The sequence below is a fragment of the Streptomyces sp. NPDC057249 genome (genome assembly GCF_042669245.1).
GTDB lineage: Bacteria > Actinomycetota > Actinomycetes > Streptomycetales > Streptomycetaceae > Streptomyces.
In genome coordinates, this window is the sequence record NZ_JBHUXS010000009.1 from 97,129 (window position 1) to 118,417 (window position 21,289).

Annotated in this window: 19 protein-coding genes; 7 read left to right on the plus strand and 12 right to left on the minus strand. The window is 72.2% G+C overall.

Annotation, left to right across the window (positions count from 1 at the left end; genetic code table 11):
• Positions 1-40 precede the first annotated feature (40 nt).
• A complete protein-coding gene (locus ACFUJY_RS18565) occupies positions 41-1,534 on the minus strand; it encodes a hypothetical protein (protein ID WP_383300492.1) in 1,494 nt (497 codons plus the stop codon).
• Positions 1,535-1,765: 231 nt separating this feature from the next.
• On the opposite strand from ACFUJY_RS18565, the gene ACFUJY_RS18570 reads away from it, so the two are divergent.
• Positions 1,766-2,902, plus strand: coding sequence for an aminoglycoside phosphotransferase family protein (locus ACFUJY_RS18570; RefSeq protein WP_383300495.1), 1,137 nt, complete (start codon positions 1,766-1,768; stop codon positions 2,900-2,902).
• A gap of 88 nt (positions 2,903-2,990) precedes the next feature.
• On the opposite strand, the gene ACFUJY_RS18575 is transcribed toward ACFUJY_RS18570, so the two are convergent.
• Positions 2,991-4,322: an N-acetylmuramoyl-L-alanine amidase gene (locus ACFUJY_RS18575; protein ID WP_383300497.1), complete on the minus strand. Its 1,332-nt coding sequence runs from the start codon at positions 4,320-4,322 to the stop codon at positions 2,991-2,993.
• A 348-nt stretch (positions 4,323-4,670) separates the two neighbouring features.
• Between ACFUJY_RS18575 and ACFUJY_RS18580 the strand changes: the two genes are divergently transcribed.
• Complete coding sequence (locus tag ACFUJY_RS18580) at positions 4,671-6,884, plus strand: germacradienol/geosmin synthase (protein ID WP_383300500.1); 2,214 nt, start codon at positions 4,671-4,673, stop codon at positions 6,882-6,884.
• 50 nt (positions 6,885-6,934) lie between these two features.
• On the opposite strand, the gene ACFUJY_RS18585 is transcribed toward ACFUJY_RS18580, so the two are convergent.
• Together ACFUJY_RS18585 and ACFUJY_RS18590 are read right to left on the minus strand one after the other, a co-directional pair.
• Positions 6,935-7,435: a hypothetical protein gene (locus ACFUJY_RS18585; protein WP_383300503.1), complete on the minus strand. Its 501-nt coding sequence runs from the start codon at positions 7,433-7,435 to the stop codon at positions 6,935-6,937.
• A 112-nt stretch (positions 7,436-7,547) separates the two neighbouring features.
• Complete coding sequence (locus tag ACFUJY_RS18590) at positions 7,548-7,955, minus strand: ACT domain-containing protein (protein WP_383300506.1); 408 nt, start codon at positions 7,953-7,955, stop codon at positions 7,548-7,550.
• A gap of 108 nt (positions 7,956-8,063) precedes the next feature.
• Between ACFUJY_RS18590 and ACFUJY_RS18595 the strand changes: the two genes are divergently transcribed.
• Both ACFUJY_RS18595 and ACFUJY_RS18600 read left to right on the plus strand, forming a co-directional pair.
• Positions 8,064-9,137 (plus strand): nitrous oxide reductase family maturation protein NosD, encoded by a 1,074-nt coding sequence (locus tag ACFUJY_RS18595; RefSeq protein ID WP_383300509.1) that lies wholly within the window; start codon positions 8,064-8,066, stop codon positions 9,135-9,137.
• A 35-nt stretch (positions 9,138-9,172) separates the two neighbouring features.
• On the plus strand, positions 9,173-10,234 hold the full coding sequence (locus tag ACFUJY_RS18600) for a methyltransferase (RefSeq protein WP_383300512.1): 1,062 nt from the start codon (positions 9,173-9,175) through the stop codon (positions 10,232-10,234).
• A 68-nt stretch (positions 10,235-10,302) separates the two neighbouring features.
• Here ACFUJY_RS18600 and ACFUJY_RS18605 read toward each other — a convergent pair whose 3' ends face one another.
• The 7 genes from ACFUJY_RS18605 to ACFUJY_RS18635 all read right to left on the minus strand — a co-directional run bounded on the left by ACFUJY_RS18605 (position 10,303) and on the right by ACFUJY_RS18635 (position 15,555).
• Positions 10,303-10,635 carry a TcmI family type II polyketide cyclase gene (locus ACFUJY_RS18605; RefSeq protein ID WP_361030160.1) on the minus strand — a complete coding sequence of 111 codons (333 nt, stop codon included), beginning with the start codon at positions 10,633-10,635 and terminating at the stop codon, positions 10,303-10,305.
• A 20-nt stretch (positions 10,636-10,655) separates the two neighbouring features.
• On the minus strand, positions 10,656-11,135 hold the full coding sequence (locus ACFUJY_RS18610; protein ID WP_383300514.1) for an SRPBCC family protein: 480 nt from the start codon (positions 11,133-11,135) through the stop codon (positions 10,656-10,658).
• 1 nt (position 11,136) lies between these two features.
• Positions 11,137-11,394, minus strand: coding sequence for an acyl carrier protein (locus tag ACFUJY_RS18615; protein WP_073969087.1), 258 nt, complete (start codon positions 11,392-11,394; stop codon positions 11,137-11,139).
• A 35-nt stretch (positions 11,395-11,429) separates the two neighbouring features.
• Positions 11,430-12,668, minus strand: coding sequence for a beta-ketoacyl synthase N-terminal-like domain-containing protein (locus ACFUJY_RS18620; RefSeq protein ID WP_383300517.1), 1,239 nt, complete (start codon positions 12,666-12,668; stop codon positions 11,430-11,432).
• A complete protein-coding gene (locus ACFUJY_RS18625; protein WP_383300520.1) occupies positions 12,668-13,927 on the minus strand; it encodes a beta-ketoacyl-[acyl-carrier-protein] synthase family protein in 1,260 nt (419 codons plus the stop codon). Before ACFUJY_RS18625 ends, ACFUJY_RS18620 begins: the two co-directional genes overlap by 1 nt.
• Entirely contained in the window at positions 13,924-14,358 is a 435-nt protein-coding gene (locus ACFUJY_RS18630; RefSeq protein WP_361030151.1) for a cupin domain-containing protein, read from the minus strand. Before ACFUJY_RS18630 ends, ACFUJY_RS18625 begins: the two co-directional genes overlap by 4 nt.
• A 75-nt stretch (positions 14,359-14,433) precedes the next feature.
• A complete protein-coding gene (locus ACFUJY_RS18635; protein ID WP_383300524.1) occupies positions 14,434-15,555 on the minus strand; it encodes a SchA/CurD-like domain-containing protein in 1,122 nt (373 codons plus the stop codon).
• A gap of 195 nt (positions 15,556-15,750) precedes the next feature.
• On the opposite strand from ACFUJY_RS18635, the gene ACFUJY_RS18640 reads away from it, so the two are divergent.
• Entirely contained in the window at positions 15,751-17,379 is a 1,629-nt protein-coding gene (locus tag ACFUJY_RS18640; RefSeq protein ID WP_383300526.1) for an FAD-dependent oxidoreductase, read from the plus strand.
• 19 nt (positions 17,380-17,398) lie between these two features.
• On the opposite strand, the gene ACFUJY_RS18645 is transcribed toward ACFUJY_RS18640, so the two are convergent.
• Positions 17,399-18,919, minus strand: a complete 1,521-nt coding sequence (locus ACFUJY_RS18645; protein WP_383300529.1) for an alpha/beta fold hydrolase — start codon at positions 18,917-18,919, stop codon at positions 17,399-17,401.
• A gap of 182 nt (positions 18,920-19,101) precedes the next feature.
• On the opposite strand from ACFUJY_RS18645, the gene paaK reads away from it, so the two are divergent.
• Together paaK and ACFUJY_RS18655 are read left to right on the plus strand one after the other, a co-directional pair.
• Entirely contained in the window at positions 19,102-20,385 is a 1,284-nt protein-coding gene (paaK, locus tag ACFUJY_RS18650; RefSeq protein WP_383300532.1) for a phenylacetate--CoA ligase PaaK, read from the plus strand.
• Positions 20,386-20,494: 109 nt separating this feature from the next.
• A complete protein-coding gene (locus ACFUJY_RS18655; RefSeq protein WP_383300534.1) occupies positions 20,495-21,271 on the plus strand; it encodes an SAM-dependent methyltransferase in 777 nt (258 codons plus the stop codon).
• Positions 21,272-21,289 lie beyond the last annotated feature (18 nt).

Sequence of the window (21,289 nt, forward strand, 5' to 3'; positions counted from 1 at the left end):
CCCTCGGCCAAGTCCGCTGCTCAGCGCATCCCGGGGCTCGTCAGATCTCGGCGCTCCTCGACTTCTTGCGCTGGCTCGGCGGCACGGCGAGCTCGATCTGCTCGCGCAGGTCCTCGATCTTCGCGTAGCCGGAGAACTGCCCGGTCAGCCGGTACATCTCGCGCAGCCGGTCCCAGGTCCGGTGGGAGGAGGTCTCCCCCATCGTGACCAGGGCCAGCCGGGCGTAGCGGTCGGCCTGTTCCGGGTCGTCGGCGATGAAGCACGCCGAGGCCAGCGAGATGTAGTCGAAGATCTTGGACCGCTCGCGGCCGTTGAGCCGCAGCTCCAGGGCCTGCTTCGCGTGCCGCTGGGCGATGACCGCCGCGGAGGGTTCGTGTTCCGCGAGCGTACGGAAGGCCAGGGCCTGCATGCCGTGCATGTCGGCCTCGTCGAACATCTGCATCCAGCTCGGCGGGGGCACGTCGGCCTTGTCCGAGACGAAGAGCTCCTCGGCCCGGCCCAGCGTGCGCCGCATGGCCTGCCCCCGGCCCATGGACGCCTGCGCCCACGCCTCGATGGTGCAGAGCATCGCCTGGGTGCGCGGCAGGACGCTGTCGCCCGAGCCCGACTTCGCGAGCTTCATCAGGTCCAGCGCGTCGTCGGGGCGGCCCAGGTGGACCATCTGGCGAGCCGCGCGGGACAGCGCCTCGCCCGCGCGCGGGCGGTCGCCGCCCTCCCGGGCCGCGTGCGCGGCGATCACGAAGTACTTCTGCGCGGTGGGTTCCAGGCCCACGTCGTGCGACATCCACCCCGCCAGGACGGCGAGGTTGGCGGCGACGCCCCACAACCGCTTCTGGAGGTGGGCGGGGTGGTGGTACGAGAGCATCCCGCCCACCTCGTTGAGCTGGCCCACCACGGCCTTGCGCTGGAGCCCGCCGCCGCGGGAGGCGTCCCAGGCGCGGAACACCTCGACGGACCGCTCCAGCGCCTCGATCTCCTCGGAGCCGATGGGAGCGGCCTCGTACAGGTCGAAGCCGGCGGTGTCCGCGTGTACCGGGTTGCCGGCGCGCGGGGCGTCGGCCGCCAGTACGGGGTCGGTGTGCAGCCAGTCGTGCATGGGGCCGGCGATGGCGGAGCCGGCGGCGAGCGCGGCGCCCGCGCTCATCAAGCCGCGTCGGTTGAGCATGAGGTCCATTCCCGTGAATTCGGTGAGGACCGCTGCCGTCCGTTCGGGCGCCCACGGGAGTTGCTCGGGATTGTCCTGCGTCCCGGCCTCTCGCCGCTTCCCCACACGCCCGCGCCGGCCGAACCCGAGGTCCTCGATGGTCACGACACGGCCGAGCCGCTCGGTGAACAGAGCCGCCAGCACCTTCGGCACGGGATCGCGGGGGGACTCCCCCATGTCGATCCAGCGCCTCACGCGCGAGGTGTCGGTGGCCAGTTGGGGGTGGCCCATGGCCGCCGCCTTCCGGTTCACCATTCTCGCGAGTTCGCCCTTGGACCAGCCGGCAAGGCCGAACAGGTCCGACAGGCGGGTGTTGGGTTCTCCGGTCACGTCAAGCCCCCAGGTTCTCGGCTGTGTTGACAGTAACCCCGTGTCAGATGCCTTGCGACTATTCGCCAGGGTTCGCCAGGGTGCGCTATGTCGAGAGACACCCGCGCGCCGGTGTCAGGTAGGAAAGCGCAACCCCGCCCGGCAGCCCTAGGTACTCCCCAGGGTGCCGAACGGCCGCCGGCCGGGGTGGCGCACGCAACTTGTCGGCGCACGAAGGGATCTGTATCGCCCATGTACACAGCATCGTCCTCCGTGTCCGCCCCGCCCCGGCCGCTTCGTCCCCTCCAGGCGGGCGGCGGACCGTATCTCGACCCGCGCGCCACCGTCCCGGCTCCCGGTATCGGGCGGCCCCGGCGGCCGGGAGGGCCCGGCGTCCCCTCCCTCGGCGGCCGGCTGGACCTGTCGGGTCCGCAGGGCGCCCAGCTGAGGATGGTGATCGCGTCCGTGCACCGGATCTGCCCGGAGTTCAATCCGGTGCAGGTGCTGCGGCGCAGCGGGCGTTCGGTGCTGCTGGTCGGCTCCACGGGGCGCGCGACGGCGGTGGCGAAGTGTTTACTGGACCACTCCCCCGCGTGGTCGGAACGGTTCCGGCACGAGATAGGGGCGTACCGGGCTTTCGTCCGGCACCGCCCGCCGGTACGGGTGCCCCGGCTCATCGCCGCCGACCCGGAGAACTGCACGCTGGTCATCGAGCGGATGCCGGGCCGGGTGGCCGCCCTGACGCGCCACCCGGCCGAGGCGCCGCCGCGCGCGGACCTGCGGGCCGTGCTGGGAGCGGTGGCCCGGGTGAACGCCTGGCGTCCGCCCGCGGGGCTGTTCGAGGCGCCGCTCGACTACGCGGCGCGGATCGCCCGCTACCACGAGCTGGGGCTCTTCACCGACCGTGACCTGGGTGACCTGCAGAAGCTGCTGCACGGGATCGCCCACTCCGGCGGTCGCCACGGGATGGGGCAGTTCTGCCACGGGGACGCGCTGCTCTCCAACATCCTGCTGTCGCCCACCGGGCCGGTGCTGGTGGACTGGGAGCACGCGGGCTGGTACCTGCCGGGGTACGACCTGGCGACGCTGTGGACGGTCCTGGGTGACGCCCCGGTGGCCCGGCGCGAGATCAGCAAGCTGGCGCAGGTCGCCGGTCCGGCGGCGCGCGACGCGTTCCTGGTCAACCTGATGCTCGTACTCACGCGGGAGATCCGCCGGTACGAGACGGCCGTGCAGCGGGCCATGCGGGAGGCCGGGCCCGCCCGGGCCGTGCCGGAGCGGCCGGGGGCGCTCGCCCCGGGCGAGGAGCAGAGGCTGCTGCTGCGTCGGCTGCACGACGACTGCGCGATGGCCCGGAACGCCGTGCGGGCGGCGGTCGGCACGCGCTGACCGGCCGGCCCCACGGGGCGCGCCGCGGGTCCGGTGCCGACACACCGGGCCCGCGGCGCGCTGTTGTGCGCGTGCCGGGCTCCTGGCTTCAGCGGGCGCGCACGACGTCCACGTCGGACGCCTTGACGAAGGCGACACGGTGGCCGATCTGGACCGTCACGTACTTCTCCCCGCCCTTGAAGTACGAGTGGTCCAGCGGGTAGGAGGCGTCGATCGTCGGTGCGTAGAAGAAGCCGGTGGGCGCCTCGCCGCCGCCGGGGTAGGACTGCCCGGCCTTGATCGTGTACTGGAGGGGCGTGCCGACCCGCCGGTCCGCGAAGTCCGCCGGGTACTCCGACTTCTCCGGGTAGGCGACCCCGTACACCGGCACCTCGGTCCTGCCTGCCTTCGGGCGGACGACGTAGCCGGAGGTGGGGACGGTGGTGCGGGTGTGGGCGGGGGTGCGGAACCACGCCTTCTCGCCGTACCACCAGATGGCCGTCCAGCCGGGGGCGTGGCCGGCGACGACGGCCTGCTGGGTGGCGCTGATCTTGCTGCCCCAGTCGGCGGCGCAGTTGGTGCCGGGCGAGCCGTCCGGGTGGATGCCGGGGTCGGAGAAGAGGGGCGCGTCGTCGGAGGGCGCGGTGTGCAGCGGGACGGCGCTGGAGCCCTGGACGGGCAGGTCCACCTTCTTCTCGCAGTCGCGGAACGCCTGCTTGTTCTTCTTGAAGTCCGGGCTGACGGTGACCAGTTGGCTGCCGGGGCGGGCGGTCGGCACGGTGGGCTTGCCGAGCAGTGCCATGAAACGGTTCCAGTCCCAGTAGGTGCCCGGGTCCCAGTGCATGTTCTTGGTGCCGGCGGCGCTGGTGGGCGGGACGCCGTCGTGGCCGATGATGTGCTGGCGGTCGAGGGGGATGTCGTACTTGGCGGCCAGGTAGCGCACGAGGGTGGCGGTCGAGCGGTACATCTCGGGGGTGTACCACTGGGCGCCGTCGACGGCGACGCCTTCCTGCTCGATGCCGATGGAGTGGCTGTTGACGTACCAGTTGCCGGCCTGCCAGGCGACGTCCTTGTTCTTGACCATCTGGGTGACGTGGCCGTCGGCGGAGCGGACGACGTAGTGGGCCGAGGTCTGCTTGAGCGGGTTCTGGAAGATCTTCAGCGTGGTGTCGAAGTCCTCCTCGGTGTCGTGCAGCACGATGAACTTGATCTTGTTGGTGTGCGGCCGGTCGGCGGTGTCGTAGTTGCCGTACGTCTCCTTGTCGGCCGGGTCGCCGGTCTGCTGGTAGGCGGCGGGGACCCAGTCGCAGGCGAGAGGGCGCGGGCACTCGGGCCGGACCCCGTCGGCGCCGGCCTGGGCGGCCGGGCTGAGCAGCGCGAGGCTCAGTGCCCCGGCGGTGGTGAAGGCGAGTGCGAGCCTGGTCCTCTGCTTGGACGTCATGACAACCCTTCGTAGAGCCGGGTGGAGCCGTTGCGGACGTGCGCGCACACTCTGTGACCTGAGGTGAAGGGGCGTCAAGGGTGCTGGGAGGGCCGCGCGTTGAGCCACTGGACCAGACCACTGACAGGGCCCGTGACCTGCGAAGGGCGGGAAACGGCGAGGGGGTGGCGCCGGAGCGTTACCAGGGTTTTACGCGTCCGGACCGGCACGGGTGTCCCTCGAACGGGCGCTCTGCGGTGTGACTAATCGCGGCTGTGCGTGCCCCGAACGGACCAAGGGTAGTGCTGGCGCCGACAGGACCGATGCGCGTGGTTCCCACGTGATGGCTCTCGGAAAGGCCGGACGCACATGGCTCAGCCGTTCACCCTGCCGGACTTCTATGTTCCGTATCCGGCGCGTCTCAACCCCCATGTGGAGGAGGCCCGGCAGCACACGAAGACGTGGGCGCGGGCCATGGGGATGCTGGAGGGGTCCGGGATCTGGGAGGAGAAGGACCTCGACGCGCACGACTACGCGCTGCTGTGCGCGTACACCCATCCCGACTGCTCGGCGGAGGCGCTCTCGCTGGTCACCGACTGGTACGTGTGGGTCTTCTTCTTCGACGACCACTTCCTGGAGCTGTTCAAACGGACCCCGGACCGCGAGGGCGGCAAACGGTATCTGGACCGGCTGCCCGCGTTCATGCCGATGGAGCGCGGCGCGCCGGTGCCCGAGCCGGAGAACCCGGTGGAGGCGGGGCTCGCGGATCTGTGGGCGCGTACGGTGCCCGCGATGTCCGACGCGTGGCGGGTCCGGTTCGCGGAGTCGACCAGGAACCTGCTCAACGAGTCGCTGTGGGAGCTCGCCAACATCAACGAGGGCCGCATCGCGAACCCCGTCGAGTACATCGAGATGCGCCGCAAGGTGGGCGGGGCCCCCTGGTCGGCCGGTCTCGTGGAGTACGCGGCGGGGGCCGAGGTACCGGAGGCGGTCGCCGGTGAACGGGCGCTGCGGGTGCTCCGCGACGCGTTCTCGGACGGGGTCCATCTGCGCAACGACCTCTTCTCGTACCAGCGCGAGGTGGAGGACGAGGGCGAGAACAGCAACGGGGTGCTGGTCCTCGAACGCTTCCTCGGCTGCTCGACGCAGGAGGCGGCCGAGGCGGTGAACGATCTGCTGACCTCCAGGCTCCAGCAGTTCGAGAACACCGCGCTGACCGAGGTGGGCCCGCTCTGCGCGGCCAAGGGGCTGGACGCGGCGCAGACGGCCGCGGTCGGGGCGTACGTGAAGGGGTTGCAGGACTGGCAGTCGGGCGGTCACGAGTGGCACATGCGCTCCAGCCGCTACATGAACGACGGCGGTGCCGGCGAGGCCGAACCGGGCTTCGGGATGTCCGCCGCGTCGATCCGGTTCACCCGGCGCTCCGAGTCGGCCCGGTTGCGCAGCCACAGCCATGCGCTCTTCCAGCACGTGGGCCCGTCCCTGCTGCCCGACTTCGACATGCCGTTCGACACCACGCTGAGCCCGCATCTGGAGGGCGCCCGGGAGCGCCTGGTGGTCTGGGCCGACCGGATGGGCATCCTGGGGCCGCAGCCCGGGGTGCCGGGTTCGCACATCTGGGACGAGGAGCGGCTGCGGGCGATCGACCTGCCGTTGTGCGCGGCCGGTATCCACCCGGACGCGACGCCGGACGGGCTCGACCTGTCCTCGGGGTGGCTGGCCTGGGGGACGTACGGCGACGACTGGTTCCCGGTGGTGCACGGCCGGTCGCGGGATCTGGCGGGGGCGCGGCTGGCCAATGAGCGCCTGTCGCTGTTCATGCCGCTGGACGGGAGCCCGGTGCCGGAGCCGGTCAACGCGCTGGAGCGGGGGCTCGGCGACCTCTGGGAGCGCACGGCGGGGCCGATGGACGACGCCGGGCGGCGCGCGTTCCGCAAGTCCGTCGAGGACATGACGGAGAGCTGGCTGTGGGAGCTGGCGAACCAGGCGCAGCACCGGATTCCCGATCCGGTGGACTACGTCGAGATGCGGCGCATGACGTTCGGTTCGGACCTGACGATGAGCCTGTGCCGGATCGGGCACGGCCGTAAGGTGCCGCCGGAGATCTACGAGAGCGGCCCGCTGCGTTCCCTGGAGAACGCGGCCGCCGACTACGCGGCGCTGCTCAACGACCTGTTCTCGTACCAGAAGGAGATCGAGTACGAGGGTGAGGTGCACAACGGCGTCCTGGTCGTGCAGAACTTTTTCGGGGTGGACTACCCGACGGGGATGGCGATCCTGTACGACCTGATGAAGTCGCGGCTGCGGCAGTTCCTGCACGTCGCCGAGAACGAACTACCGGTGCTGTACGACGACTTCGGTCTGGACGCGGAGGCGAGGGAGACGCTTGCGGGCTATGTGCAGGAGCTGAAGCACTGGCTCGCGGGGATTCTGATCTGGCACCGGGGCTGCCGGCGCTACCGCGAGGAGGACCTGCGGCGGGGCACCGGCGCCCCGTGGCACCTCAACGGGCCCACGGGGCTGGGCACTTCGGCGGCGAAGGTGGCGGCGCTGTTCGGCCGGCTGTCGGGGGTGGGCGGGTAGTGCCACCGGGTGCGGGGCCGCCACCCGGCGGGCCCGCACCCGCCGTGCGTTCAGCCCTGCTGGAAGAGTTCGGCGGGCAGCGGCTTGAGGAGGGCGTACAGGTCGTCGGTGATGGGCCGGTCCCAGCTGGCGATGGTGACGAGCACACCGTCGCTGCGGTCGAACTGCACACAGGAGATGCGGCTCTCGGAGAGCTTCACCCGGCGCACGATCATGAGGTTGTCGCCCTGCATGACGGGCACGTCCTCGCCACCGGTGACCTCGACCGGCTCGTCGTTCTCCAGGGCCAGCAGCAACTGGGCCACCTCGAAGGGGACCTGCCCCTCCTCGGTCTCGCGCGCGGGCGAGCCCTCCGGCAGGTTGCCGATGATCATCGCGGGGCCGCGCCCGCCGAACAGGTCGTACCGGAGGAACACACCCTGGCAGCTGCCGTCGGGCGCGGGGAGCAGACCGGCGCCGAGGTTGCCGGGCCAGTCACCGGGGTCCATGGCCAGGACGTCGAAGTCGGGGCCCGCGGGTGTGGCGGCGCTGCGGCGGCGGAGGAAGGACATGCACATATGTTACGTGTCCTGGCTCACCTCGCCGAGCCGGGCCCGGACCGGCATATGCACAGGCCCGAGGCACACCTCCGCACACCGCACACGTCCCTCGCGTGCACACCTCTCACCCGGTGCGCGACTCCGCGGCCAGCCGTTCCAGTACGGCGACGGCGTCGTCCACCCGCTCGTACGGCACGAAGAGGTGGTCGTGGTGGAAACCCGCCACCACGTTGCAGCTGATCCCCGCGTCGGTCAGGGCGAGCGAGACGGCGGCGGTCAGCCCCACCGCCTCCAGCGCCGAGTGCACCCGCAGGGTGATCCAGCCGGCGACGTAGGTGTACGGCAGCCCGGCCGCCGCGGCCTCGGCCTCGGGAAGCACCAGGGTGAGCCCCTCGCTCTCGCGGACCGTGACGACGGGTGCGACACCGCCGGGCAGGGCGCCGTCGGCCGCGGTGGCGTAGACGTACCGGCCGGGGTGCGGCTCGGGGCTCAGGTCGCTCAGCAGGACTCGGAGATCGCGTTCGGCTGTCACGGCCACCACGCTACCGAGAGGGCGCGGGCGTGAGCCATTCGGGCACGCCCCGCGTCCAACCGGTCACCGTGCGTGGCACCGGGCCGGGATCGCCCATAGCTTCGGCTCATGAGGAAACGACACATCACTCGCCTTGTGAGCATCGCAGCCGCTTCGGCCGCCGGACTGGTCGCGGCGGTGCCGTCCGTACCCGCCGCCGCGGCCGGCGCGCGCGTGGTGTCACCGGGGCAGTCCATCCAGGCGGCGGTGGACGCCGCACGGCCCGGGGACACCATCGTCGTCCGGCCCGGGACCTACCGCGAGAGCGTCCGGATCAGCACGCCGGGCCTCACCCTGCGCGGCTCCGGGGACGACACGGTCATCATGCCCGCGGCCGGCCGGGCCGCCGCCGGCGACGACTGCGCGGGTGCGGGCAACGGGATCTGCGTCCTGGGGACGGCGGACGACACCGTGGACGGGGTGACCGTCAGGGCCCTGCGCGTCACCGGGTTCGCCCGCAGCGGCCTGTGGGCGTCCTGGACGGACCGCCTCTCGGTCCGCTCGGTGACCGCCGACGCCAACGGTGTCTGGGGTATCGCGCAGCAGCGGTCCACCCGCTCCGACATCCGGGACAGCACCGCCCGCTCCAACGGGGACGCGGGCATCTTCGTCGCCAACAGCGTCGACGAGGAGGGCGGCGCCACCGACACCGGCGGCACCCGGGTCCGGGGCAACACGCTGACCGACAACCGGATCGGGTTCACCGCGCGGCGGGTGCGCAACCTGTCGGTGCGCGACAACACCTTCACCGCCAACTGCAGCGGGGTGTTCGTCGTGGGCGACGAGGGCACCCCGCAGGCCGGTGCCCTGTCGGTCCGCTCGAACCGGATCACCGGGAACAACAAGTTCTGCGCCGCCACCGACCGGCTGCCCGCGATCCAGGGTTCCGGGATCGTGCTGACCGGCACCGAGTCCACCGAGGTGCGGGACAACGTGATCCGCGACAACGTGGGCGCGACCCCGCTGTCGGGCGGCGTCGTGCTGTTCAAGAGCTTCGTGGGCGCGAAGAACACCGACAACACCGTCAGCGGGAACGTCGTCCTCGGCAACCGCCCGGCGGACCTGGCGAACCGGGACACCGGGACGGGCAACCGGTTCACCGGCAATGTCTGCACGACCTCCGCACCGGCCGGGATGTGCTGACCGGTGACCCCCCGCACGAGGAGAAGCGAGACGGCATGACCACCGTGAGCACCACCCCCGGCACCACTCCCGTCCAGCCCCTTCCCACCCCGCAGCCGGCCATGCGGCTGCGCGAGCTCGTGTTCGGCGCGGCCCGTTCCGCCGCCGTGCGCGCCGCCGTCCGGCTGGGTGTCGCCGACGCGCTCGGCGACACCCCGGAGTCCGCGGAGCGGCTCGCGGCGGCGGTGGGGACCGAGCCCGGGCCGCTGCGGCGGCTGCTGCGGGCGCTGGCCTGCTACGGCGTCTTCGCGGAGAACGCCGACGGCACCTTCGCGCACACCGACATGTCCCGGCTGCTGCGGGAGGACGCCCCGGACAGCCTGCGGGCGATCTCCCTGTGGTGCACCGAGCCCTGGACCTGGGAGGTGTGGCCCCGCCTCGAAGACGCGGTGCGCTCCGGCGGCAACGTCTTCGAGGACGTGTTCGGCAAGGAGTTCTTCGACTACCTCCACCAGGACGCCCACGAGTCGGCGCAGGTGTTCAACGCGGCCATGACCACCTCCAGCGTGCAGTCGGCGCTGGACGTCGCCGCCCTGCTCGATCTCGGCGGTGTCGTGTCGGTGGCCGACATCGGCGGGGGCCAGGGGCACGTGCTGGCGAGCCTGCTGGAGAAGCACCCGTCGGTGAGCGGCACCCTGATGGACCTGCCGGGGGTCGTCGCCCGGGCCGACGAGCGGCTGCGGGACGGCGGCGCGCTGGCCGGGCGGGCGTCCATCGTGGCCGGGGACTGCCGGGAGGGCATCCCGGTCGCCGCCGACCTCTACATCATCAAGAACATCCTGGAGTGGGACGACGCGAGCACCCGCCGGGCGCTCGCCGCCGTGGTCCGGGCGGCCCGCCCCGGCGCCCGGGTCGTCGTCATCGAGAACCTGGTGGACGACACCCCGTCGATGCGGTTCACGACCGCCATGGACCTGCTGCTGCTCCTGAACGTGGGCGGCGCCAAGCACACCCGGCAGAGCCTGCTGGACCGGCTCTCCGAGGCCGGCCTGCGGATCGACGGTGTGCGGCCGGTCAACGCGTATCTGCACGCCTTCGAGTGCGTGGTGCCGGACTGACCTCCGGGCGTACGTGAAACCGCCCCGGTCCCCGCTCGTCGGCGGGGACCGGGGCGGTCACATGTCGCTCACGCGGTGGCGTCGCGCTCCCAGCGGTAGAACTCCTGGGCCATCGCGTCCTTGGGCCCGCGCCAGGTCTCGGGGTCGTACGGGCTGACGAAGGCGGTGAGCCGTTCGCTGATGGCCCGGAACTCCGGGTGCTCGGTCACCTTGGCGATCTCCGGGCCCGGCGGGCGCTCGGACTCGATCATGTGCAGGTAGACGTCACCGAACTGGAACAGCTTGCGGCGGGTGACGCCGACCAGGTGCGGCAGTTCGCTGTTGTCGGACGCGGCGAACAGTTCCGCGATGTCCGGGGCCGATCCCGGCGCCATCCGGGCGACGATCAGAGCGTGGTGCATGGGTGGTGCCCTTCTGCCGGTCAGTTGGCCGGGACGGCGGCGGAGCGGCCCTCGCGGTCGCGCTGCTCGATCTTGTCCCGGATCAGCGCCATCTGGACCTTGGAGTTCCGGTTGATGTTGTCGGTCATCCAGGCGTCGTCCACCGGAGCGTCGGGGCGCATCGCGAAGTCCTGCTGCCAGCGCATGCGGGTGCCGCCGGGGACCTCGGTGTACTCCCACCGGATGTCCATGTGCTGGAACGGTCCGGGCTCGACACGGCGGGCCCGGACGGTGCGGCCCGGGCGGTCGGTGGTGCGCTCGGAGACCCAGCTCCACACCTTGCCGTTCTCGTCGGGGTGCATGGTCAGGCGGAAGGCGGTGCGCTCGCCGTCCCGTTCCAGGACCTCGACGGCCGCGTACTCGCTGAAGAGCTGCGGCCAGTTCTCCAGGTCATTCGTCATGTCCCAGACGAGGTCCAGGGGCGCGGCGATGACGATCTCGTTCTCGGTGTGTCCGGACACGTCAGGCTCCTGTCATGAGGCTGTTGTTGACGAGGTCGAGGAACTCGCGGGGCGTCTTGCACCGGTCCGCGTCGGCCGGCAGCGGCTGCCCGTGCCGGTTCTCGAGTACGCCGACGATGCCGAGCAGGCCGAGGGAGTCCAGGCCGTACTCGTCGAAGGCGGCGTCGGAGCGGTTCTCCATCTCCTTGGGGTCGACGGAGAGGCCGGCGCCCTTCTTCATGAGGGCGGCGAGTTCTTCGTACGTCAGTCGTTCGGTCATGGGGGGCTGCTCCTTCTCACGAGGGGTGGACGGGCTCACGCGGGGCGCCGGAGCACCAGGGCCGCGTTCGAGCCCATGAGGCCGCGGCTGAGCACGAGCGCGGTGCGCAGTTCGGCGGGGCGGGCCCGCTCGGTGACGACGTCCAGGTCGTGGCAGACGTCGAACACGTTGGGCGTGGGCGGGACGAGGCCGTTCTCCATGGCCAGGACGGCCGCGGCCGCGTCCAGCACCGGTCCCCCGCAGTAGGCCCGGCCGATGCCGGTCTTGGGGGCGGTCACCGGGACGCGCCGGCTGTGCGGGCCGAGCGCGTCGGCCAGCGCCAGCGCCTCGGCCCGGTCGGCGGCCGGGGAGCCGAGCGCGTCCGCGAAGACGACGTCGATCTCGTCGGGCGCGCAGCCGGCTTCCCGCAGCGCGCCCTCGATGGCGTGGGCGAGGCCCTCGCGGGACTCCTCCCAGTGGGCGGCCGTGGTGAAGGTGGCGGCGTGGCCCGCGATCTCCGCCCGCGCCCGGGCGCCGCGCTCGCGGGCCGTCTCCTCCTCCTCGACCACGAACATCGCGCCGCCCTCGGCGGGGACGAAGCCGCAGGCGTCCGAGGTGAAGGGACGGTAGGCGCGGGTCGGGTCCTCGGCGGCGCTCAGGTCGCGGTAGCCGAGCTGGCAGACCACGGAGTACGGCGCGAGCGGGGCCTCCGCGGCGCCGACCACGACCGCGTCGGTGCCGCGCCGCACGGAGCGGTCGGCGTGCGCGAGGGCGTCCAGGCCGCCCGCCTCGTCGCTGGCCACCACCGCGCAGGGGCCCTTGAAGCCGCCGCGGATGGAGATCTGGCCGGTGCTCGCCGCGTAGAACCAGGCGATCGACTGGTAGGGGCCGACGTAGGTGGAGCCCTGGCCCCAGAGCCGTTGCAGTTCCCGCTGGCCGAACTCGCCGCCGCCGGAGCCGGCCGCGGTGACGACGCCGACGCCGAACGGCCGGTCCTCGTAGTCGGCGCGGCCGAGCCGGGCGTCGTCCAGCGCCATGTCGGCGGCGGCCATCGCGAAGTGCGTGAACCGGTCGGTCTGGACGAGGTAGCGCTCCTCGATGAGCGCGACCGGGTCGAAGCCGCGGACCTCGCCGGCGACGTGCAGCGGCAGGTCCTCGCAGCCTTCGCGGGTGACCCGGTCCAGAACGCTCATGCCCTCCTGGGTGCGCTTCCAGAAGGCTTCGGTGCTGGTGCCGTTGGGGGCGACGACGCCGATGCCGGTGACAACGGTGCGCCGGGCCTTTCGGGTGCTCATCAGGTCCTCCCTCGGGTCAGGGCCACCGCGGACTGGAAGCCGCCGAAGCCGCTGCCGACCGAGAGGACGCTGCGCAGCTTCAGGGGGCGGGCGGTGCGCGGCACGTAGTCGAGGTCGCACTCCGGGTCCGGGGACTCGTAGTTCGCCGTCGGCGGGACCGTCTGGTTGACCAGGGCCAGGACGCAGGCGGCGATCTCGATCGCCCCGATCGCGCCGAGGGAGTGGCCCACCATCGACTTGATGGAGCTCATCGGCACCTTGTGGGCGTGCGCGCCGAGGGCCCGTTTGACGGCGGCGGTCTCGTGCCGGTCGTTCTGCTTGGTGCCCGAGCCGTGCGCGTTGACGTAGTCGATGTCCTGCGGGGAGATCCGGGCGTGGCCGAGCGCCCGGTTGATGGCCTCGGCCATCTCAAGGCCCTCGGGGGTGAGCCCGGTCATGTGGTACGCGTTGCCGAAGGTGGCGTAGCCGGCGATCTCGCAGTAGACCGTCGCCCCGCGGGCCCGGGCGTGCTCCAGCTCCTCCAGGACGAGTACGGCTCCGCCCTCGCCCATGACGAAGCCGTCGCGGCGTGCGTCGAAGGGGCGGGAGGCGTGTTCCGCGTCGTCGTTGTTGGGGGAGGTCGCCTTGATCGCGTCGAAGCAGGCCACGGTGATCGGGGTGATCGGCGAGTCCGACGCACCGGCTATGCAGACGTCGACCCGGCCCTCCTCGATGGAGTGGAAGGCGTAGCCGATGGCGTCCAGGCCCGAGGTGCAGCCGGTGGAGACGGTCTGCACGGGGCCGTGGGCGCCGACCTGTTCGGCGACGGCGGAGGCCAGTGAGCTGGGCGAGAAGGCGCGTTCCAGGTGGGGACCGGCCCGGCGGTGGTCGACGTCCCAGCGCGCGCCCTTCTCGCTGACGGCGACGTAGTCGTGCTCCAGCCGGGTGGTTCCGCCGACCGCGGTGCCGAGGGAGACGCCCATCCGCCAGGGGTCGGTGTGCTCGGGGTCCAGCCCGGCGTCGGCCAGCGCCTCGCGGGCGGCGACCATCGCGAACTGCACGTAGCGGTCCGCACGTGCGGTGTCCTCGTCGTCCAGGCCGTGGGCGGCCGGGTCGAAGTCGCACTCGGCGGCGATCCGGGAGCGGAAGCCCGCCGGGTCGAAGAGGGTGATGCCCCGGGTCGCGGTGCGGCCGTTGGAGAGCAGGTCCCAGAAGGCCGGGGCCCCGATGCCGCCGGGGGCGACGACGCCGACTCCGGTGACCGCCACCCGCCGGGTCATGAGGCGGCCTCGGTTCGTTCTGGCGGGGCGCCCCGCTCGGCGGTCTCGGTCACCTCGGTGTCGACGTGGCCGAGTTCGGGGCGGGGGGCGAGCGGGCCGAGGTGGAAGACCATGCGGGCCTCGGTGTCGCCGACGTTGCGGAAGCGGTGGCGCACGTGCGGGGGGATCAGCAGGCCCTGGTCGGGACGCATGGTGTGCGTCTCCCCGTCCAGGTCGACCTCCAGGTGCCCCTGCACGACGTACACGAACTCCTCGGAGTACGGGTGGTAGTGCTCGCCGATGCGGTCGCCGGGGTCGACGAGGGCGAGGCCCATGAAGCCGCTGGTGGCGCCCACCGCGGTGGGGGTGAGCATGGCGCGCAGGTCGCCTCCGCGCCTGGTGTTGGGCTGGGTCTCACTGAGGTCCACGATGCGTGGCCGGTGGGTGGTCATCTCTGCTTTTCCTCCTGGGCGCAGGGCGCGTGGTGGTGACGGGTCGGGCGAGGGCCCCGGGTGCCGGAGCGCGGTTCAGGAATCGGCGGCGCGCCGGTCGGTGATCAGCCGCATCTCGGACCGGGCGAGGAGGCGCGCGGCGTCCTCGTCCGTGGCGGGGACGGTGTGCGCCTCGCCGGCGAGGAGGCGGGCCAGGCGGGCCGCCTTGCCGGGGCCGTGGATGCCGAGGGCCTGGGCGGGCTGCGCGCCGAGCGGGCCGTTCGCTTCCAGGAGGCGTACGACGACGTCGTCGCGCTGGAAGATGGTGCTGCTGTCGATGGGGCTGCCGGTGTCGTCGGCGGCCTCCTCGTCGTGGCCGGCCAGGAGGCGGGCCAGGGCCATGCCGCAGCCCTCCTTGGCCTGGTAGAACACGGCGTGCCGGTGCAGGCTCTCGGGGGCGTGGCGGCCGGCCGAGACGTGGTGCACGGTCGGCAGGGCCGCGCGGGTGAAGAACATCCGGGCGGAGTCGGGGTCGGCGAGGTCCCGGTCCTGTTCGAGGTAGGGGTTGATGGCCTCCTCGACGGCCCGGATCTCGGGCTGGCGGGAGACGTGGCGCAGGGCGGCCATCAGGTCGCCCTCGACCTCGACGGCGCGCACCACGCGGTTGCCGTGCATGAACAGCGAGGTGCGGCGCAGCCGGGTGTGGTCGTCCACGCGGGAGCGGGGCGACTCGTAGTCGGCGAGGAGCCCCGCGACGATGTCCTCGGTGCCGGGCTTCACGGTGAAGGTGAGCGCGTGGCGTACGACGCCGTCGCCGAGGCGCGGGGAGGTCTGGAGGCTGCCCCTGACCGGGTCGGGGACGGCCTCGAAGCCCTTGCCGGTCTCGCGCAGCACGCTGAACCGCAGCGACCTGGTGTCGCGTACGCAGCTGTGCAGGGGCTGCACGGTGGCGACGTGCTCCTCGCTGTTCACCCAGGCGAGGAAGGGCGGCGCGCTCTCCCACTCGCTGGTGATCAGCCACTGCGAGGGGTTCTCGATGGACTGGCACAGCTGGTCGCTGATGTGGCCGGGGATGGACGCGACCTGGTTGCGCATGTGCTCGTACGCCTCCAGGAACTGCTTCTGGGCGCCGTCGTGCAGGTCCAGCAGCAGCACGACGCGCAGCCGGGATCCGTCGAAGGCGGACTGTGAGATCCGTTCCGAGAGGGTGGTGGTCATCTGGCGAACTCCTTCGACGGTGGGAGGCAGGAATGCGGGGAGACCCGGCCGTCTCCGTGACCGATCGTGAAACGCTGGTCCGCCCGACGCGAGATTTATGAACCGTTCAGGTGAGCAGGCGTCCGAAGGGCTCCGACGCGGCTCCGGCAGGGGCATGGACAGAGCATCTGTACGGCGTCGGAGCTGGAGCAACTGATGAACGAGAACGTCGACCTCCACGTACCGGTCCTCATCGTGGGCGGCTCGCTGGTGGGTCTGTCCGCGTCACTTTTCCTCGGCCGGCTCGGCGTCGAGCACCTGCTGGTCGAGAAGCACTCCGCCACCTCGACCCATCCGCGCGGGCGGGGCAACAACGTCCGCACGATGGAGGTGTTCCGCCGTGCGGGTGTCGAGCGGGAGATCCGCGCGGCCGCTTCGGTGCTGGCGGACAACCACGGCATCCTCCAGGCCGGCTCGCTGACCGGCGAGGACCAGGAGTGGCTGTTCAAGGAGATCGACCCGGGCGGGGCGCTCGCCCGGTTCAGCCCGACGGGCTGGTGCCTGTGCAGCCAGAACGACCTGGAGCCGGTCCTCCTGGAGCGGGCCCGGGAGCAGGGCGGTGATCTGCGTTTCGCCACGGAGATGATGTCGTTCGACCCGGACGCCTCGGGGGTCACGGCGACCCTGAAGAACCGGGAGACCGGTGAGCACACGACGGTGCGGGCGGACTATCTGATCGCGGCGGACGGGCCGCGCAGCCCGGTCCGTGAGCAGTTGGGCATCGGCCGTTCGGGTGCGGGCGACCTGTTCCACAACGTGAGCGTCACCTTCCGGTCGCGCGGGCTGGCGGAGGTGCTGGGCGACCGGCGCTTCATCGTGTGCTACCTGACGAACCCGGAGGCGGAGGGTGCGCTGCTGCCGGTGGACAACGAGCGGGAGTGGGTGTTCCACGCCCCGTGGCAGCCGGAGCGGGGCGAGACGCTGGAGGACTTCACGGACGAGCGGTGCGCCCGCCACATCCGTGCCGCCGTCGGTGCGCCGGACATCGACGTGGAGATCACCGGCAAGGCGCCGTGGCACGCGGCGGAGCGGGTGGCCGAACGCTACGCGCGGGGGCGGGTGTTCCTGGCCGGTGACTCGGCGCACGAGATGTCCCCGACCGGGGCGTTCGGCTCGAACACCGGCATCCAGGACGCGCACAACCTGGCCTGGAAGCTGGCGGCGGTGCTGCGCGGCGAGGCGGGCCGGGGACTGCTGGAGACGTACGGGCAGGAGCGGCTGCCGGTGGCCCGGGCGACCAGTGAGCGGGCGTCGGCGCGGTCCGGGGAGCACAGCCACCCCGGCTACGCTCCCCCGCCCTCGGTGGGCGGGGGCAAGCGGGGCGGGATGCTGAACGTGGCGCTGGGTTACCGCTACACGGCGGGCGCGGTGCTGGGCGTGGCGCCGGACGCGCCGGTGGTCCCGGAGGGGATGCGGCTGACGGGTGAACCGGGCAGCCGGGCGCCCCACCTCTGGGTGCGCCGGGCCGGGGAGCGGATCTCGACCCTGGATCTGTACGAGCGCTCGTTCGTGCTGCTGGCGGACGGTGCGGACACGGTGTGGCGGCGGGCCGCGGACCGGGTCGCGGACCGGCTGGGGGTGCGGCTGGACGCGTTCGGCATCGGTGTCGGCGCCGATCTGGAGCCGGAGGACGGGGCGGACTGGGCCGGGGCGCACGGGACGGGCCGGGGCGGCGCGGTGCTGGTGCGCCCCGACGGCTTCGTCGCCTGGCGTACGGAGTCGGGCTCCGAGGACGCCGAGGCGACGCTGTACGAGGTCCTGGTGACGCTGCTGCACCGTGACTGACGCGGCGTCAAGTCAGTGATCAGATCCCGAACGACCGGAGGGCGGCGAGGAATTCCTCCGGTCGTTCGGTGTGTACGAGATGGCCCGCGTCGATGGTGACGAACTCCGCGCCGGGGATGGCGCGAGCCAGCTCGGCCAGGTCCTCCTGGGCGATCTGGCTGCTCGGGCCGCCGCCGATGACGAGGGTGGGGGCGGTGATCTCGCCGAGGAGTGCGCGGCCGGCCGGGTCCGGGTCGTTGAGCTGGGCGTCGATGGCCGGCACCACGGGCCAGTCGAAGTCCAGCTCCCCGTCGGGCCGTTCGGGGACGGGCCGGGGCGGGTCGAGCGGGACGAGCGGCGGGGCCTCCTCGATGACCAGGCGGCCGATCAGCCCGGGGTGCCGCTCGGCGAGCAGATAGGCGGCGGCCCCGCCCATGGAGTGTCCGACGACGGTGGCACCGGCGAGGTTGCGGGCCTCCAGGAAGCCGTGCAGGTCGTCGCGGAACAGTTCGAAGCTGTAGCGGCCGGGCCAGTCGCTGAGACCGTGGCCTCGGAAATCGAAGGCGTACACCCGGTGTGTGGCGGCCAGCCGGGCGGCGACGGTGGCCCAGTCGGCGCTGTCGCCGCACCGGCCGTGGGCCAGGACGACCGGTGGCGCGGCCGGGTCGCCCCACACCCGGTACGCGAGCCGCGTACCGCCGGCCCGGACGCTGTGCACCTCCGGGTCCAGGAACGCCTCGACGGTACGGGCGAACGCCCCCGCGTCGTCGATCCACGGGAAGTGGGCGGCGCCGCGCTGCACGGCGAACTCCGCGTGCGGAAAGAGCGCGGCCAGTCCGGCGGCCCGGTCGGGCGTGCTGACGGTGTCGTACTCCCCGGCCAGCACGAGGACCGGGGCCGCCAGGGTGCGCAGGGCGGGGACCGTCGCGGCCGGGTCGAAGGCGCCCTCCCCGGCGTACCGCGCGGCGGCCCCGGCGTTGATCTGCGCAGGCGAGGCCGCGCCGTGCCGCTGGGCGGCCGCGTCCCAGCGGGCGTACATGAACGGCCGGGTCCTCGCGCGCAGTCCGTCGTCCATCCGGCCCGCCCAGATCTCTTCCAGGGCGGCGAGCGCGTCCTCGTACCACGGTTCCGAGGCGCGCAGGGCGGCCGCCTCGCGGGACTCGCGCACCGAGGCGGGGAGGCCGGCCGCCCGGGTGGTGGGGGTGACGAGGACCAGGTTGCGCAGCCGGTGCGGATACCGGGCGGCGTAGAGCGCGGCGAGGTCGCCGGCCGCGGAGTGGGCGAGGAGGTCGACGCGTTCGAGGCCGAGGTGGGCACGCAGGGCCTCGACGTCCTCGGTCTGCCGGTCCCAGCGGTAGGTGGCGGGGTCCTCGGGAACGGCGGAGTCGCCCGTGCCCCGGAGATCGAGGAGGACCAGCTGCCGGCGGTCCGCGAGTCCGCCGAGGGTACCGAGGTAGGCGCTCGCCCGCATGGCACCGCCGGGCAGGCAGATCAGCGGTGCGCCCTCCCCCACGAGGTGATAGGCGAGCTCGGTTCCGTCGTACGTGTGGAAGGTCGGCATGGTCCCATCCAAACAGGGCCGTCCGGGTGACGCAGCCGTGTTCGGTACGGGCGTATTCGCGGTCCGGCCCGGATGCGTCCCCCCTCTTGCCAGGCGGTACAAGATCCTGAATTACTGCTCCCGGAGAAAGCGACCGAATGATCGGTCGCCCGCACCGCGCGCACGGACGAGGGAGGCCCGACATGACGGCTCTGCTGGACACGGCGGAACGGATGAGCCGCGCCGAGCTGGAGGCGCTTCAGCTCGAACGGCTGCGGGCCGCCCTGCGCCACGCCTACGAGAACGTGGCGCACTACCGGGCCGCGTTCGACCGGGCGGAGCTGAAGCCGGAGGACTGCCGCTCGCTCGCCGATCTGGCCCGCTTCCCCTTCACCACCAAGGCGGATCTGCGGGACAACTACCCGTTCGGGATGTTCGCGGTCCCCGAGGACCGGGTGCGCCGGGTCCACGCCTCCAGCGGGACGACGGGCCGCCCGACCGTCGTCGGCTACACCGGGAAGGACCTGGAGACGTGGGCCGACGTGGTCGCCCGCTCCATCCGGGCGGCGGGCGGCCGGCCGGGGCACAAGATCCATGTGGCGTACGGCTACGGGCTGTTCACCGGTGGACTGGGCGCGCACTACGGGGCGGAGCGGCTGGGCTGCACGGTGATTCCCGCGTCCGGCGGCATGACGGCCCGCCAGGTCCAGCTGATCCAGGACTTCCGGCCCGACATCATCATGGTGACGCCCTCGTACATGCTGACCATCCTCGACGAGTTCGAACGGCAGGGCGTCGATCCGCGTACGACCTCGCTGAAGGCGGGGATCTTCGGGGCCGAACCGTGGACGGAGGAGATGCGGCGGGAGATCGAGGAGCGGTTCGCGATCGACGCGGTCGACATCTACGGGCTGTCCGAGGTGATGGGCCCCGGCGTGGCCCAGGAGTGCGTGGAGACGAAGGACGGGCTGCACATCTGGGAGGACCATTTCTATCCGGAGGTGGTCGACCCGTTCACCGGCGAGGTGCTGCCCGACGGGGAGCGGGGCGAGCTGGTGTTCACCTCGCTGACCAAGGAGGCCATGCCGGTGGTCCGCTACCGGACCCGGGACCTGACCCGGCTGCTGCCCGGCACGGCCAGGGTGTTCCGGCGGATGGAGAAGGTCACCGGCCGCAGCGACGACCTGGTGATCCTGCGCGGGGTGAACCTCTTCCCGACCCAGATCGAGGAGATCGTGCTCCGTACCCCGGGAGTGTCGCCGCACTTCCAGCTGCGGCTGACCCGGGAGGGCCGGCTCGATGTGCTGACGGTGCGGGCGGAGGCCCGGCCGGGGGCGACGCCGGAGCAGCGGACGGCGGCCGCCGTGTCCGTCGCGGCGGCGGTCAAGGACGGGATCGGGGTGTCGGTGGGCGTCGAGATCCTGGACCCGGAGACGCTGGAGCGGTCGGTCGGCAAGTTCCGGCGGATCGTGGACGAGCGCGGGTGACCGGCCAACTCCCCCGCTGACCGGCGGGGTTGCTGTGGCAGGATGAAGTCGAGGGAGCCATTGTCCGCCGGGGACCCGCATGCTCCGGCCGAGGGTTGGGGAGCACTTCATGACGGCAGGCCCGGTCGACACGAGCAGGCCGCATCCGGCCCGTGTCTACGACTACCTTCTGGGCGGCAAGGACCACTACCCCGTCGACCAGGAACTCGGCGAGCAGATGCCGGAGCCGGCGAAGGTGGGGGTCGCGCAGAACCGTGCCTTCATGCACCGGGCGGCCGGCTGGGCGGCGCGGGAGGGCATCGACCAGTTCCTCGACATCGGGACCGGCATCCCGACCCGGCCGAATCTCCATCAGATCGTCCAGGAGATCAACCCGGCGGCCCGGATCGTCTACACCGACAACGATCCGATCGTCCTGCGGCACGCGGAGGCGCTGCTCGTCAGCACACCGGAGGGCGTCACCGACTATCTGGAGGCCGATGTGCGGTCGCCGGAGAAGATCCTCGACCACGCCCGTACGGTGCTGGACTTCGAGCGGCCCGTGGCGCTCTCGATGATCGCCCTGATGCACTTCCTGTCCGACGAGGACGATCCGTACGGTGTCGCCCGCACACTGGTCGACGCGCTGCCCGCCGGAAGCTGCCTGGTGCTCTCCCACTTCACGGTGGACTTCCTCGCCGCGCACCAGGAGGCCCTGGCCCGCTACCGGTCGAGCGGCATCACGCTCCAGCCGCGCAGCGGTGCGGAGGTGGCCCGCTTCTTCGACGGGCTCGACCTGGTCGCCCCCGGTCTGGTGGCCGCCCCGCACTGGCACGGCGTGCCCGCACCGGAGCACGGGCAGATCCCCGACACCATCTACGCGGGGGTCGGCCGCGTCCGCGGATAGGAGTGTGCCCTCCTGAGC

Coding starts and splice junctions, on each gene's coding strand:
- paaK (WP_383300532.1), top strand. CDS start 19,102: ATGACGGCTCTGCTGGACACGGCGGAACGGATGAGCCGCGCCGAGCTG.
- ACFUJY_RS18630 (WP_361030151.1), bottom strand. CDS start 14,358: ATGACCACCCACCGGCCACGCATCGTGGACCTCAGTGAGACCCAGCCC.
- ACFUJY_RS18655 (WP_383300534.1), top strand. CDS start 20,495: ATGACGGCAGGCCCGGTCGACACGAGCAGGCCGCATCCGGCCCGTGTC.
- ACFUJY_RS18595 (WP_383300509.1), top strand. CDS start 8,064: ATGAGGAAACGACACATCACTCGCCTTGTGAGCATCGCAGCCGCTTCG.
- ACFUJY_RS18640 (WP_383300526.1), top strand. CDS start 15,751: ATGAACGAGAACGTCGACCTCCACGTACCGGTCCTCATCGTGGGCGGC.
- ACFUJY_RS18605 (WP_361030160.1), bottom strand. CDS start 10,635: ATGCACCACGCTCTGATCGTCGCCCGGATGGCGCCGGGATCGGCCCCG.
- ACFUJY_RS18645 (WP_383300529.1), bottom strand. CDS start 18,919: ATGCCGACCTTCCACACGTACGACGGAACCGAGCTCGCCTATCACCTC.
- ACFUJY_RS18615 (WP_073969087.1), bottom strand. CDS start 11,394: ATGACCGAACGACTGACGTACGAAGAACTCGCCGCCCTCATGAAGAAG.
- ACFUJY_RS18570 (WP_383300495.1), top strand. CDS start 1,766: ATGTACACAGCATCGTCCTCCGTGTCCGCCCCGCCCCGGCCGCTTCGT.
- ACFUJY_RS18580 (WP_383300500.1), top strand. CDS start 4,671: ATGGCTCAGCCGTTCACCCTGCCGGACTTCTATGTTCCGTATCCGGCG.
- ACFUJY_RS18635 (WP_383300524.1), bottom strand. CDS start 15,555: ATGACCACCACCCTCTCGGAACGGATCTCACAGTCCGCCTTCGACGGA.
- ACFUJY_RS18600 (WP_383300512.1), top strand. CDS start 9,173: ATGACCACCGTGAGCACCACCCCCGGCACCACTCCCGTCCAGCCCCTT.
- ACFUJY_RS18625 (WP_383300520.1), bottom strand. CDS start 13,927: ATGACCCGGCGGGTGGCGGTCACCGGAGTCGGCGTCGTCGCCCCCGGC.
- ACFUJY_RS18575 (WP_383300497.1), bottom strand. CDS start 4,322: ATGACGTCCAAGCAGAGGACCAGGCTCGCACTCGCCTTCACCACCGCC.
- ACFUJY_RS18620 (WP_383300517.1), bottom strand. CDS start 12,668: ATGAGCACCCGAAAGGCCCGGCGCACCGTTGTCACCGGCATCGGCGTC.
- ACFUJY_RS18585 (WP_383300503.1), bottom strand. CDS start 7,435: ATGTCCTTCCTCCGCCGCCGCAGCGCCGCCACACCCGCGGGCCCCGAC.